The sequence below is a fragment of the Daejeonella sp. genome (genome assembly GCF_046590655.1).
Classification (GTDB): domain Bacteria; phylum Bacteroidota; class Bacteroidia; order Sphingobacteriales; family Sphingobacteriaceae; genus Daejeonella.
In genome coordinates this window covers 12,066-25,650 of the sequence record NZ_JBKJUM010000017.1, presented here as the reverse complement: position 1 = coordinate 25,650, position 13,585 = coordinate 12,066, and the positions used below count along the sequence as shown (strand labels likewise).

Genomic DNA, 13,585 nt, shown 5'->3' with positions numbered 1-13,585 from the left:
AGAAGTTTTTAGCAAATTTTCATCTGGAATATTGTTAAAATTCGTAATAATAATATATTTGTTCTGCCTCTTCCAAGGGGCATGTTTTTCATAGATAGATGTAGGGTCGAATACTTGTATTCGACCCTTTTTTATTTCATATAATAGGAGGATATTTGACTTCTGTAAAACATGTAGGGTATCAGTGTCTCACTTAATAATATGAAAAGAAAAATAGCAATTGCCATAACCGGTGCAAGTGGGTCAGTATATGCGAAGGTATTGCTTGATAAAATTGTATTGTTGCGAACTCAGGTCTCTGAAGTAGGAGTTATAATGTCTGATAATGCTATGGATGTCTGGAAACACGAATTAGGCAATACCGCTTATGAAAATTATGACTTGAACTTTTTTGATAAACACGATTTCAATGCCCCCTTCGCCTCAGGCTCGGCCGGATATGATACCCTGATTGTTTGCCCTTGCTCTATGGGTACTCTTGGAAGAATAGCTACAGGTCTCTCTAACGATTTGATAACGCGGGCCGCTGACGTTATTCTTAAAGAAAGACGCAAACTCGTCCTGGTAGTGAGGGAAACTCCCTATAACCTCATCCACATTAACAATATGAAAACGGTTACTGAAGCCGGAGGGATCATTTGTCCGGCAACCCCTTCTTTTTACAGTATTCCAAAAACAATCGAAGAAGTAGCGACGACGGTCATAAGCCGGGTAATAGATTTGGTGGGATTAGATGATGAGTCATTTAGGTGGGGAGTTAAAAATTGAGAATAGAGAATTTCAATTCTCCGCTTTCTACTCTCCATTCTCCATTAAATTGTTTCGTATATTTGCACCTTACATGAACAAAAAAGTTGCATTTTATACTCTCGGCTGTAAACTAAATTTTTCCGAAACCTCGGCTATTGGACGTCAGTTTAATGAGGCTGGTTTCGACACGGTTTCTTTTACCAGTAATGCCGATATCTTTATAATCAACACATGTTCAGTAACAGATCATGCTGATAAGAAATGCCGTAAAGTAGTACAGGAAGCTTTAAAACACTCGCCCGAAGCATATATAGTAATTGTAGGATGTTACGCCCAGCTCAAGCCAGAAGATATATCAAACATTCCCGGTGTCGACATTGTGCTGGGAGCGGCAGAAAAATTCCGGATCATTGAATATATCAGCGACCTAACCAAAGAAGCCAAACCTAAAGTTTATAACCAACCAATCGGGTTGACCAGGGAATTTATTCCATCATTTTCTTTTGGCGATAGAACCCGAACCTTTTTGAAAGTTCAGGATGGTTGTGATTACATTTGTACATTTTGTACTATTCCTTTGGCAAGAGGGAACAGCCGGAGTGATACAATTTTTCATGTGATTCAGCAAGCAAAAGAAGTAGCTGCTTCAGGAGTTAAAGAGATTGTTTTGACTGGAGTCAACCTGGGCGATTTCGGCATCCGTGATGGCGATAGAGAAGACAGGCTTTTTGACCTTATACAAGCCTTGGACAGTGTCCAGGGTATTGACCGTATCCGGATTTCTTCAATTGAGCCCAACCTTTTATCTGACGAGATTATTGAATTTGTAGCAGGGTCAAAGAAGTTTGTTCCGCACTTTCATATTCCTCTTCAGTCAGGATCGAATAAGATTCTTGGGCTGATGCGCAGGCGTTATCGGAGAGAGCAATATGCCGAGAGGTTAGCTTTGATCAAAAAGCTTATCCCTGATTGCTGCATAGGAGTTGATGTGATTATTGGCTTTCCTGGCGAAACCCGCGAGGATTTTATTGACACTTACAACTTCCTTAACGATCTTGAAATATCCTATCTGCATGTTTTCAATTACTCGGAAAGGGATAATACTCCGGCCGCTGCGATGGAAGGAAAAGTGCCCGGGTCCCAAAGATCAGACAGGAGTAAAATGCTGCACATTCTTTCAGATAAGAAACGCCGGGCATTCTATCATACTCAAGTTGGAAAGCCAGGCTCTGTGCTTTTCGAAGCGGATCATAAAGATGGTTTTATGCATGGTTTCAGCCGTAATTATGTTAAGGTTAAAACTCCGTATGATCCTCTTTTGGTTAATGAACTCAGAGAAGTGAAATTTGAAACCATCGCTTCTGATGGGGATATGGAAATTAGTGAAACCGCGGAAATGTTTGCACATTGATCTGGCTTTCATCTTTAAATACCCTTTTTTTATTGTTTCGAGCATGTATATTTGACCTATGTTTCCAACTATAACCCATCTTATTGAATACCTGACAGGCATTCATATTCCCTTACCAATCCAAACTTTCGGTTTTTTTGTAGCTCTTGCTTTTGCAGCAGGCTACTGGGCACTTTCCCAGGAGTTCAAACGGAAGGAAAAACTTGGACTTGTACATCCATTCACGAGGGAAATTATAGTCGGAGAGCCTGCTTCAATTGCTGAGTTATTTTTCAACGGTTTCTTCGGATTCCTTATGGGCTTTAAGCTGCTTGAAGGCTTATTGCATTATTCGGACTTTGTGGCCAACCCCCAAACTTTTATACTTTCTGGTCGGGGCAATATCATTGGGGGCCTTTTATTGGGCGGACTCTTTGTTTACTGGTCTTACGCCGAAAAGAAAAAAGAGGTTTTAACTCAGCCAAAAACTATCAAAGAATTGGTACATCCTCACCAGATCATGGGTAGTCTTTTAATGTGGGCGGCTGTTGGAGGTTTTTTAGGAGCTAAAATCTTTCATAACCTGGAATATTGGGACGATTTTATGCAAGATCCAATAGGAGGCTTACTATCATTTAGTGGTTTAACATTCTATGGAGGGCTTTTTGTAGGAGGGGCAGCAGTCCTTTATAAGGCGAAACAATATGGAATTAAATGGATCCATATGATAGACATCGCTGGTCCGGGTCTAATGCTTGCTTATGCAGTCGGGCGTATAGGATGCCATTTATCAGGTGATGGCGACTGGGGAATAGTAAACCAGGCTCCAAAGCCGGGATGGCTAAACTGGGCTCCGGACTGGGTTTGGGCTTTTAAGTATCCTCATAACGTTGTGAACGAAGGTATTCCTATCGCCGGTTGTGTCGGTAATTTCTGTAATGAACTCCCCCTTCCGGTATATCCTACTCCCTTTTACGAGGTACTAATGGGTTTGGCTATATTTGGCTTTCTCTGGTCGATCCGCGACAGAATTAAAATTCCAGGGATTATGGTTTCCCTGTATCTTATACTGAATGGAATTGAACGTTTCCTTATAGAAGGCATTCGGGTGAACTCAAAATATCATGTCATGGGATTTGGGTTTACCCAGGCTGAATTGATCTCTGCGTTTTTGATATTAACGGGTATTGCCGGACTTTTCTGGTCCGTCAATCAGGCGAAAAAGCATCAGGAAGGCGCTCCACATAAATAGTCTATGGAGCTTTCTGACCTTATAAAAAAAGTTATACTACTTACTAACGAGGTCGGGGAATTTATCCGTTGCGAGTCACAGATTTTTGATAGTAAGAACATTGAGTACAAGGGCTTGCATGACATGGTCTCGTATGTTGATAAAACTGCCGAGAGAGATCTTGTTGAGGGTCTCGCCCGTATTCTCCCGGAGGCCGGGTTCATCACCGAAGAAAAAACAAATATTACCCTTTGCGAGGAATACAACTGGATAATCGATCCGCTTGACGGTACAACCAATTTTATACATGGAGTGCCGACATTTTCCATTAGCATTGCACTTCAATATAAAGAAGAACTTGTACTTGGAGTGATTTATGAGATCAATCGTGATGAGTGTTTTTCCGCATGGAAGAATGGTGGCGCTTATCTCAATGGAAAGAGAATTTGTGTTTCAAATGCATCAACTCTCGAAAATACCCTGCTCGCGACTGGTTTTCCATTCTATGAATTTTCGAAAATGGAAAAATATCTGAATGTCCTGCGTGTTTTGATGCAGAAATGCCACGGTCTTCGCCGGATAGGATCCGCCGCAGTAGACCTCGCTTATGTGGCATGCGGACGTTTTGATGGTTATTTCGAATATAATCTAAACTCATATGATATAGCTGCGGGTATGATATTAGTACGGGAGGCAGGTGGCCATACATCTGACTTTAAAGGTGGGGAGGAGTGTTTTAATCGTCGTGAAATTGTAGCGACTAATGGAAGAATTTCCTCTCAATTGCTTAATGTAATAGGAAAAGAGTTCGGCGATTAATTATTAACTTGGATAATTACCAATCGCAATTACTAAGAAAATCTTATCACGACTACTTTCCATATTTGTTCTCATTCAATTCGTGAGGCCAGCCAGGAACCAATCAAATGTCATTGAACCAGACGATATATCCAGTGATTATCCAGCTCCTGACAATATCAAAGCAATGATAAAAACTTCCTGCTACGACTGCCATTCCAACAATACAAATTATCCATGGTATTCCCAGATTCAGCCCCTGGCATGGCGGCTAAACCATCATATTGAAGAAGGAAAGGATGAGCTTAATTTTTCAGACTTTGCCGCTTTCAATACTCGCTACAAATCACATAAACTGGACGAAATTATGGAATTTTGATATTTGATCCTCCTCTAAAGTGCTTCCGAGACTACCTCTGTTACCTCTGGGACCATACGTTTCAGTAAGTTCTCTATTCCTGATTTCAGTGTGATTGTAGAAGAAGGGCAACCGCTGCACGATCCGCGTAATTCTACGGTTACAACTCCCTCATTATATGATTTGTAACTTATCGCACCGCCATCCTGCTCCACGGCTGGGCGAACGTAGTCGTGAAGTATCTGCTGTATTTTAATTTCTGTTTCTGTCCCTTCAAAATTGGCAGCAGTATCTTCTTTATCTTGAATGATCAGCTCGGATTCAACAGCTCCCTTAACAAATTCTTTAAGAATTGGTTCGATATCTTCCCAGTCTGCACCTTCTGATTTAGTAATAGTAACAAAGTTGCTTGCGAAAAATACTCCGGTCACAAAATTGAATTTGAATAATTCGCGTGCGAATTGTGATTTCTCTGCGCTTTCTTTCGTAGGGAAGTCAACACTGTTATTCGTCAGCAGTTTATTAACTAAAAATTTCCTTGTAGCCGGGTTAGGGGTACTTTCAGTATAAACGTTGGTGATTGATGTTGCTGTGCTCATGTCATAAAAATATATGTAAAATTACGATTTTTTAGAATTACGAATGCAGCCTAATAAGTTATGACAAGTGTATGACTGCTTACAGACCAGTATAGTTAAAAGGGCTTACAGCCTTCAATTCTGATTTAACTTCTTCTGAAACATCCAGCGTGTCTACAAATTGACTGATGGTTTTCTGATTCACACCACTATTAGTTCTAGTTAACTCCTTTAACGCTTCATACGGATTTGGATACCCTTCGCGCCGAAGCACTGTTTGTATAGCTTCCGCAACGACCGACCAATTCGCTTCCAGATCTGCTTTGATAGCGTCTTTATTGATCAGTAGTTTTTTCAAGCCCCTGACGGTCGACTTTATTGCAATGAGAGTATGAGCAAGTGGAACGCCAATATTCCGAAGTACTGTCGAGTCTGTAAGGTCACGTTGAAGACGGGAGATGGGCAACTTCGCCGCAAGATGCTCGAAAATTGCATTCGCCAGGCCCAGATTCCCTTCAGAATTTTCAAAATCGATAGGGTTAACTTTATGAGGCATAGCAGATGATCCAACTTCTCCGGCTTTAATTTGCTGCTTAAAGTAATTCATCGAAATATACGACCACATATCCCTGTTGAGATCGATGAGAATATTGTTGATTCGTTTTAACGCATCACAATGGGCGGCGAAATTGTCATAATGTTCAATTTGAGTCGTAAATTGAGAACGGTTCAGTTTCAAGCCAAAATTGACAAACCGATTTGCAAAAGCAATCCAATCTACTTTGGGATATGAAATATAGTGAGCATTGAAATTGCCTGTTGCACCGCCGAATTTCGCAGAGAAAGGTATTGTCCTTAGCTGGACTAATTGCGCTTCGATTCTTTCAATAAATACCTGCAGCTCTTTACCAAGCCTTGTGGGTGAAGCAGGCTGGCCATGGGTGTGAGCAAGCATCGGTATCTCAGACCATTCTGAGACACGTTTTTTCAATTCCTCTCCAAGCTCATTTAATGCAGGTATATAAGAATTTTCAATCGCAAGTTTAAACGAGTGGGGAATTGCGGTGTTATTTATGTCCTGCGAAGTCAGCCCGAAATGGATAAATTCCTTAAATTCATCAAGATCTAATTTAGAAAATTCATCTTTTATGAAATACTCCACAGCCTTAACATCGTGATTGGTTGTTTTTTCAATCTCTTTCACTGCTTCAGCATCCAAATTATCGAATTTGAGGTAAAGTGACCTTAAGGCTCCGAATTTTCCTTTATCAAAATTAGAAAGCTGTGGCAAAGGTAGCTCGCAAAGGGAAATAAAATATTCGATCTCTACATATACTCTGTACTTGATTAGCGCAGCTTCAGAAAAATACTCTGCAAGTTCTGAAGTTGCTTTATGGTAACGTCCGTCAATTGGAGAAATAGCTGACAATGGCGATAGGTTCATTCGTATAAGTTTTCTGCAAAGGTAAGGTTTTTGAAACTAGCTGAACCCCGGAGGTATTTTCAGACCTATATTTTCTAATCAAAGGCTTATGCTCATCCTAATGTCATTTACGAATAAATTAATATTATTAATGTAGGAAACTTTGGTATTAAAAAAAGTTTCCATAGTATTGCATCGAAATTATTAGAAGGTAAGCAATTGGAAGTAAAAGAATATATAATCTCTGAATCAGACAATCTTTTTTGTCAGCATGGATTTAAGAGTGTCACGATGGATGACCTTGCCAAACACCTTGGCATGTCGAAAAAGACGATTTATTTGCATTTCAGCGATAAGAATGAGATCGTAAATATGGTGATCGAAAATAAGCTAAATTGCCAGAAATGCCTCATAAAGGAAGGTGCAGAAAAAGCAGAGAACGCTGTTCACGAAGTTTTCTTTGCTGTAACAAATATGAAGGAACTTCTCTCTAACATGAACCCTAATCTTTTTTACGATCTTCAAAAATATCATCCCCAGGCCTGGATGTACTTTAAAAATTTTCGTCAGAAGAATGTCTATGAAACAATATATAATAACCTGATGAGAGGAATAAAGGAAGGTTATTATCGAAGAGATATTAAATGTGATATTTTGACCCAAATGAGGCTTGAACAAATTGATTTGATTTTTTCAAACAGTTCAGAATACACAAACGGAAAGTACGGTATAGCCAGGGTAATGTCAGAATTGACAGAGCATTTTCTATATGGTATCTGTTCCCTTAAAGGACACAAATTAATTAATAAATACAAAGAGATTACAGAAGAAGAATAAGTACTTATGAAATACAAATACCTAACCTTAATTTTATTCCTTTTGCTCGGGCTGGCTGTAAAGGCTCAACAATTAGATACGATTGCGGCATTAAGCCTTAAACAAGCGATTGATTATGCCCAAAATCATCAGGTTGCAATACTTAACGCACGTATAGACGAAGATATTGCGCGAAATACAGTTATGCAAACTATCGGTATGGGACTTCCTCAGGTAAGCGGGAATGCCAACTTTCAGGATTTTATCAAGCTGCCAACCAGCCTGTTGCCGGGTGAATTCTTTGGCCAGCCCGGTACCCAGGTCCCTGTTCAATTTGGAGTTAAATATCAATCATCGGTAGGACTTGAACTGAATCAACTCTTGTTTGACGGATCATACCTGGTCGGACTTCAGGCATCCAGGACTTTTAAAGAGTTATCAAATAAAAACCTCACCCGGACGCGCATCGAAACAACTGTGGCGGTAACCAAGGCATATTTCTCGGTTTTGGTTAGTAATGAGCAGTTAAAGCTTCTCGATGCAAATATGGAAAGACTGCGAAAGACGCTTAGTGATACCGAAGCTCTGTTTAAAAATGGCTTTGTCGAAAAAATAGATGTAGATCGTCTAACGGTCCTCAAAAACAACCTGGAAACAGAAAGGGAGAACGTAATAAGGCTTCTTGCTTTGAATGTTAATCTCTTAAAGTTTCAAATGGGTATGACGGTAAATAGTCAGCTGACATTAACTGATTCGATTACAAGTCTCCAGACAGATCAGACAGTATTGGCTCGCGATACGAGCGTCTACCGTAACAGGATTGAATATTCCTTGCTTGAGACACAAAAGAAATTGTATGAGTTCGACCTAAAGCGTTATAAGAGCCAGTTTCTTCCATCCTTGTCGGCATTTGGAAACACTTCCCAAAGTTTTCAGTCGAACAATTTTTCACAATTGTTTGATACAAACTTCCCCAGTACTATAATTGGTTTGCGACTGTCTGTACCTATTTTTTCGGGTGGCATAAAACTGAATCAAGTACGGAACGCGAAAATGGTGATATTAAAAACGCAAAATAATTTGATGAATCTCCAAAATGGGATAAATCTTGAAGTTGATCAGGCACAGACAAATTACACTAACAGCCTTAAGTCTTTGGATAATCAGAAAAGGAATATGGAACTGGCGCAAGAAGTATTAAGAGTTTCCAAGATTAAGTATGAGCAGGGAGTAGGATCGAGTATTGAAGTTACCACCGCTGAAACTTCATTGAAAGAATCCCAAAATAATTACATCAACGCGCTTTATGATTTAATGATCAATAAAGTTAATGTTGATAAAGCATCAGGTAGAATTACTTATTAATAGTTCATAAGAAATATCTGATATGATTATTTCAAAAATTAATTAGCAACCAAAGAATACTGCCAAAGGCTTTTTCGGGCAGATAAATCTCATTTTAAAAACCAACAACACTTCTATGAAAAACTTAATATTTATAGGTATTGCTGTTTTCCTGACAGCATGTGGAGGAAAATCCATTGATAAAAAAACTGAGCTCGAAACGCTTAAAAAGGAGAGGGTTGAAATCAATTCTAAAATAGCCGCCCTGGAAGCTGAGCTGGGAGCCTCAAAGAATTTGCAAGACGTTAAAATGGTTAGTATACTTGAAGTACAGGAAAGTACATTCAGTAATTTTCTGGAGGTTCAGGGAAGGATTGATGCCGAAGACAATGTTCAGGTCAGCCCCGAAGCCCAGGGAGTAGTAACTGCCGTATACGCGTCAATTGGACAAAATGTGGGTCGGGGACAAATATTGGCGCAAATTGATGACAAAGTATTACGACAAAGCATTTCGGAACTTCAAACGCAGTTGGATCTTGCAAATACCTTGTTTCAGCGTCAGAAGAATCTTTGGGATCAAAAAATTGGTACCGAGGTTCAGTTCATTAATGCAAGAACACAAAAAGAAGCCGCAGAGCGCCGAATTGCAACCCTTAGGTCTCAAATAGCAATGTACAAGATCAAAGCTCCAATCTCAGGAACAATAGATGCGATGGATATGAAAGTGGGTTCGATTGCATCGCCGGGTATGTATTCCATACGGATCATTAATGCAAGCAAATTAAAAGCAAAAGCTCAGGTCGCCGAATCTTATGCGGGAAGAGTTAGTCAGGGGGATGATGTGCAGGTAATACTTCCCGATGTACCGGATACAATCACTACCAAAATATCTTTTGCTTCAAAAAGCATTGATCCGGTATCAAGAAGTTTCAATGTTGAAATCAAACTTCCCTCAAATTCAAGATACCGTCCGAATATGCTAAGTATTTTGAAGATTGTAGATTACAGAAATGATAAAGCATTGGTAGTACCTGTTAATGCTATACAGAAGGCTGAAAACGGGGACTATTTATTTATTTCTGAAAATGGCAAAGCAAAACGCGTGAATATTCAAACCGGTAAGGTTTCTGATGGGAAGGCTGAAGTTCTTTCAGGTCTTAAAGCAGGTGATAAAATTGTGGTGGCTGGTACTAATGGGCTAAGTGAGGGCGACATTGTAAAAGCTAATTAATTTAATACTATCCGGCTTTTGGAGAAAAAATTAAAATAAAAATGGAAGACATTAACAAAGAGTTTAAACCATCCAGTTGGGCTATCGAGAATAGGACTGCAATCTATATTCTGACAGTTATCATCGCCATAATCGGATATTCATCATATCTGGGCCTTCCGAAAGAAAACTTTCCTGAGGTGATTATTCCCAAGATCTTCATACAAACTGTATATCCTGGTACTTCCCCTGCAAATATGGAGAACCTGGTGACTAAGCAGATCGAAAAACAGTTAAAGTCTACTTCAGGCTTAAAGAAAATAACGTCAAATTCCTATCAGGATTTTTCGATCATTACTGCTGAGTTCAATACGAATGTAGATATTAAAGATGCAAAACAGCGAGTAAAAGATGCAGTTGATAAAGCCCGGCAAGATCTGCCTACAGATTTGCCGAATGATCCTAACGTGATGGACATTAACCTTTCAGACCTTCCGATCATGTACCTGAATATTTCAGGTGATTATGATCTCAAAAGTTTGAAGAAATATGCAGAGGATATACAGGATCAGGTTGAAAGTTTAAAGGAAATTTCAGGTGTGGATATCGTTGGCGCCCTTGACCAGGAAGTTCAGATCAATGCTGACCTAAATAAAATGGCCGCTGCACAAATCTCTTTCGGCGATATTGAACGGGCTGTGGGGTATGAAAACCTGACTATTTCAGGCGGTACCATTAAAATGGATGGTGTCCGCAGAACACTAAATGTTAAAAAGGAATTTGCAAGCGCAAATGAAATTGCAAATCTGATTATTAAAACTCCGACAGGCGCTTCAGTTTATTTAAGAGATATCGCAGAAGTAAAAGACTCATTTAAAGAACAGGAAAGTTATGCCCGTTTATATGGAAAGAACGTAATCACACTTAACGTTAAAAAGAGAAGCGGCGAAAATCTTATCGATGCATCGGATAAGATCAATACTCTGGTTCAGGAGTTAAAGGCTACCGCATTGCCTGAAAATCTGAATGTTACAATTACAGGCGATCAGTCTAATAAAACGCGTGTTACACTCCACGACCTGATCAATACTATAATCATTGGTTTTATTTTGGTGACCCTTATTCTGATGTTCTTTATGGGTGTTACCAATGCCATTTTCGTAGCGCTATCAGTGCCATTGTCTATGTTTATTGCATTTATGGCGATGCCTGCACTGGGAGGTCTTTTTGGCTTTAGTTTTACTATGAATATGATGGTTCTATTCTCTTTTCTTTTGGGATTGGGAATAGTTGTTGATGATGCTATCGTAGTTATTGAAAATACTCACCGCCTTTTTCAAAACGGTAAAGTGCCGATTAAGAAGGCTGCAAAGGAAGCCGCGGCTGAGGTGTTTCTGCCGGTCTTGTCAGGAACTCTTACAACGCTTGCACCTTTTGTTCCATTGCTGTTTTGGCCCGGTGTAATAGGGGAATTTATGTTTTTCCTCCCTATGACATTGATCATTACTTTACTTGCCTCACTGATTGTTGCTTATATCATAAATCCAGTTTTCGCCGTGGACTTTATGAAACCTGAAGATCATAGTCCCCTTAAACCAAAATTTGATAAAAGTGTGAAAAAAACCTTATTGTTTTTTGGAGGCGTGGCTGTACTTTGTTATCTGATAGATTTTGGTCTGGGAAATTTCGTGGTGTTTCTGGCACTTTTGTATTTATTACATCACTTTTTCCTCGCAAAAAGCATACAAAAATTCCAGACTATAACATGGCCTGGTATACAGAACCGTTATGTATCTGTACTTGATTGGGCATTAAAGTGGCCGAGGGCGATACTTTGGGGTACAGTTGGATTATTCGTGTTTACAATCGGTTTGATGATGGTGGTTCCACCGAAAGTAGTGTTCTTTCCAACCAGCGACCCTAATTTTGTATTTGTCTACATCCATTTGCCTGTGGGAACTGATCAGGCCTTCACAAACGAGGTCGTTAGGAAGGTAGAAAATGATGTGACCAAAGTAGTCGGTAGAAATAATGTGGATGTATCTTCTATCATTTCTAACGTGACTATTGGTGTTACCGACCCTCAAAGTGAAGATCAGGGTCAGTATACAAATATGGGAAAAGTTACTGTGGCCTTTGTTCAATTTGGCAAGCGGACCGGAGAACGCACTTCCATTTATCTGGATAAGATCCGCAAAGCTGTAAAAGGTATTCCAGGGGCCGAGATAACTGTAGCTCAGGAGCAAGGCGGTCCGCCAACAGCGAAACCAATCAGCATAGAGATAACAGGAAATAACCTCGACTCGCTAGTCAAAACTTCTGAAAGCTTAAAGCAGTACCTGGTTGCAAAGCAAATTGCCGGTGTAGAGGAACTTAAGTCTGACTTTCAGAACAACAAACCGGAAATCATTTTTGATATTGACCGGGAAAGAGCTAATAGGGAAGGGATATCATCCGGCCAAATAGGTATGGATCTACGGACCGCCATTTTTGGGAAAGAAGTTTCTAAGTTTCGGGATGCAGATGAAGATTATGAAATCAATCTTCGCGCTGCTGAATCACAGAGAAACAACCTCGAGGCTTTAAGGAACATGAAAATGACCTATCGGGATATGGGTATGGGGGGAATAATCCGGCAGGTGCCTTTGTCATCATTTGCTTCAATTGATTATGTTAACACATATGGCGCGATAAAGCGTAAACAGGAAAAAAGGATCATCATACTCTCATCCAATGTATTGGGCGAGTATAATCCGAATGAAGTCGTGGCAAATATCCAAAGCGAAATTGATCAGTATAGCCCTCCGGCAGGTATAGAAGTTAAAATGGCGGGCGAGCAGGAGGAACAACAGGAGACCATGAATTTCCTTGGCACCGCATTAATGATCTCAATGGGACTCATTTTGATCATTTTGGTTGCTCAATTTAATTCAATATCTAAACCATTAATAATTCTGAGTGAAATAGGACTTAGCATTATTGGTGTGTTATTAGGTGTAACAATCTTCCGAATGGATATGTCTATAGTAATGTCCGGTGTTGGAATTGTTGCACTTGCAGGTATTGTAGTTCGTAATGGAATTCTTCTCGTTGAGTTTACTGAACTGATGATAGAACAGGGCATGAGTGTTCGCGATGCCATTCTTGAAGCAGGGCGTACACGCATGACGCCTGTGCTATTGACTGCAACGGCTACGATGCTCGGGCTTATACCACTTGCAGTAGGTTTAAATATGGACTTTACAACTTTGTTCAGCGAATTCAATCCACACCTTTATTTTGGTGGAGATAACGTTGCATTCTGGGGACCACTATCATGGACTATGATTTTCGGGCTTAGTTTTGCAACATTCCTGACCCTTGTTTTAGTTCCTTGTATGCTGCTTCTCGCAGATTCAAACAAAAAGAAAATCCGGAGCCTGTTTAAGAAAGAAAGTCCTGAAATAGTTTAGTTTTAGTTTAGGTTTATGGGCGGGCTTCGAAAGGAGCCCGTTTTTTTTAGAAATGAGCCAAGAACCAAAACCCAGGAATCAAGACAGGGGCGCGTGATAGATGTAAAGGCTGATTATAGAAAGGTTACCACAGGCTTTGCTTAGAAAAGAAAACGTCATTAATAGAAAAGAACCAGGAATAATGAGCCACCACAATGCTTCGTAATTACTGAAAGTCCCAGTCATTGTATCGTTG

11 protein-coding genes are annotated in these 13,585 nt (G+C 39.9%); 9 read left to right on the top strand and 2 right to left on the bottom strand.

Annotation, left to right across the window (positions count from 1 at the left end; translation table 11 throughout):
- The first annotated feature begins 201 nt into the window (after positions 1–201).
- From ACLL8Z_RS01460 to ACLL8Z_RS01440, 5 genes are all read left to right on the top strand, one after another.
- A complete protein-coding gene (locus tag ACLL8Z_RS01460) occupies positions 202–768 on the top strand; it encodes a UbiX family flavin prenyltransferase (RefSeq protein ID WP_411272969.1) in 567 nt (188 codons plus the stop codon).
- 73 nt (positions 769–841) lie between these two features.
- Positions 842–2,161 (top strand): tRNA (N(6)-L-threonylcarbamoyladenosine(37)-C(2))-methylthiotransferase MtaB, encoded by a 1,320-nt coding sequence (mtaB, locus tag ACLL8Z_RS01455; RefSeq protein WP_411272968.1) that lies wholly within the window; start codon positions 842–844, stop codon positions 2,159–2,161.
- Positions 2,162–2,219: 58 nt separating this feature from the next.
- Positions 2,220–3,392 carry a prolipoprotein diacylglyceryl transferase gene (locus ACLL8Z_RS01450; protein WP_411272967.1) on the top strand — a complete coding sequence of 391 codons (1,173 nt, stop codon included), beginning with the start codon at positions 2,220–2,222 and terminating at the stop codon, positions 3,390–3,392.
- 3 nt (positions 3,393–3,395) lie between these two features.
- Positions 3,396–4,190, top strand: coding sequence for an inositol monophosphatase family protein (locus ACLL8Z_RS01445; RefSeq protein WP_411272966.1), 795 nt, complete (start codon positions 3,396–3,398; stop codon positions 4,188–4,190).
- A 22-nt stretch (positions 4,191–4,212) separates the two neighbouring features.
- Positions 4,213–4,548, top strand: coding sequence for a heme-binding domain-containing protein (locus tag ACLL8Z_RS01440; protein WP_411273029.1), 336 nt, complete (start codon positions 4,213–4,215; stop codon positions 4,546–4,548).
- 14 nt (positions 4,549–4,562) lie between these two features.
- On the opposite strand, the gene ACLL8Z_RS01435 is transcribed toward ACLL8Z_RS01440, so the two are convergent.
- Together ACLL8Z_RS01435 and purB are read right to left on the bottom strand one after the other, a co-directional pair.
- Positions 4,563–5,126, bottom strand: a complete 564-nt coding sequence (locus ACLL8Z_RS01435; protein ID WP_411272965.1) for a NifU family protein — start codon at positions 5,124–5,126, stop codon at positions 4,563–4,565.
- Positions 5,127–5,205: 79 nt separating this feature from the next.
- A complete protein-coding gene (gene purB, locus ACLL8Z_RS01430; RefSeq protein ID WP_411272964.1) occupies positions 5,206–6,549 on the bottom strand; it encodes an adenylosuccinate lyase in 1,344 nt (447 codons plus the stop codon).
- 198 nt (positions 6,550–6,747) lie between these two features.
- Between purB and ACLL8Z_RS01425 the strand changes: the two genes are divergently transcribed.
- The 4 genes from ACLL8Z_RS01425 to ACLL8Z_RS01410 all read left to right on the top strand — a co-directional run bounded on the left by ACLL8Z_RS01425 (position 6,748) and on the right by ACLL8Z_RS01410 (position 13,350).
- Positions 6,748–7,365, top strand: coding sequence for a TetR/AcrR family transcriptional regulator (locus tag ACLL8Z_RS01425; RefSeq protein WP_411272963.1), 618 nt, complete (start codon positions 6,748–6,750; stop codon positions 7,363–7,365).
- A gap of 6 nt (positions 7,366–7,371) precedes the next feature.
- Positions 7,372–8,709, top strand: a complete 1,338-nt coding sequence (locus tag ACLL8Z_RS01420; protein WP_411272962.1) for a TolC family protein — start codon at positions 7,372–7,374, stop codon at positions 8,707–8,709.
- A gap of 115 nt (positions 8,710–8,824) precedes the next feature.
- Positions 8,825–9,919 (top strand): efflux RND transporter periplasmic adaptor subunit, encoded by a 1,095-nt coding sequence (locus tag ACLL8Z_RS01415; protein WP_411272961.1) that lies wholly within the window; start codon positions 8,825–8,827, stop codon positions 9,917–9,919.
- A gap of 41 nt (positions 9,920–9,960) precedes the next feature.
- Positions 9,961–13,350 (top strand): efflux RND transporter permease subunit, encoded by a 3,390-nt coding sequence (locus tag ACLL8Z_RS01410; RefSeq protein ID WP_411272960.1) that lies wholly within the window; start codon positions 9,961–9,963, stop codon positions 13,348–13,350.
- Positions 13,351–13,585: the final 235 nt, after the last annotated feature.

Excerpts from the sequence above, each read along its gene's own strand:
- ACLL8Z_RS01460 (WP_411272969.1), top strand. The coding sequence starts at position 202 with ATGAAAAGAAAAATAGCAATTGCCATAACCGGTGCAAGTGGGTCAGTA.
- mtaB (WP_411272968.1), top strand. The coding sequence starts at position 842 with ATGAACAAAAAAGTTGCATTTTATACTCTCGGCTGTAAACTAAATTTT.
- ACLL8Z_RS01450 (WP_411272967.1), top strand. The coding sequence starts at position 2,220 with ATGTTTCCAACTATAACCCATCTTATTGAATACCTGACAGGCATTCAT.
- ACLL8Z_RS01445 (WP_411272966.1), top strand. The coding sequence starts at position 3,396 with ATGGAGCTTTCTGACCTTATAAAAAAAGTTATACTACTTACTAACGAG.
- ACLL8Z_RS01435 (WP_411272965.1), bottom strand. The coding sequence starts at position 5,126 with ATGAGCACAGCAACATCAATCACCAACGTTTATACTGAAAGTACCCCT.
- purB (WP_411272964.1), bottom strand. The coding sequence starts at position 6,549 with ATGAACCTATCGCCATTGTCAGCTATTTCTCCAATTGACGGACGTTAC.
- ACLL8Z_RS01420 (WP_411272962.1), top strand. The coding sequence starts at position 7,372 with ATGAAATACAAATACCTAACCTTAATTTTATTCCTTTTGCTCGGGCTG.
- ACLL8Z_RS01415 (WP_411272961.1), top strand. The coding sequence starts at position 8,825 with ATGAAAAACTTAATATTTATAGGTATTGCTGTTTTCCTGACAGCATGT.
- ACLL8Z_RS01410 (WP_411272960.1), top strand. The coding sequence starts at position 9,961 with ATGGAAGACATTAACAAAGAGTTTAAACCATCCAGTTGGGCTATCGAG.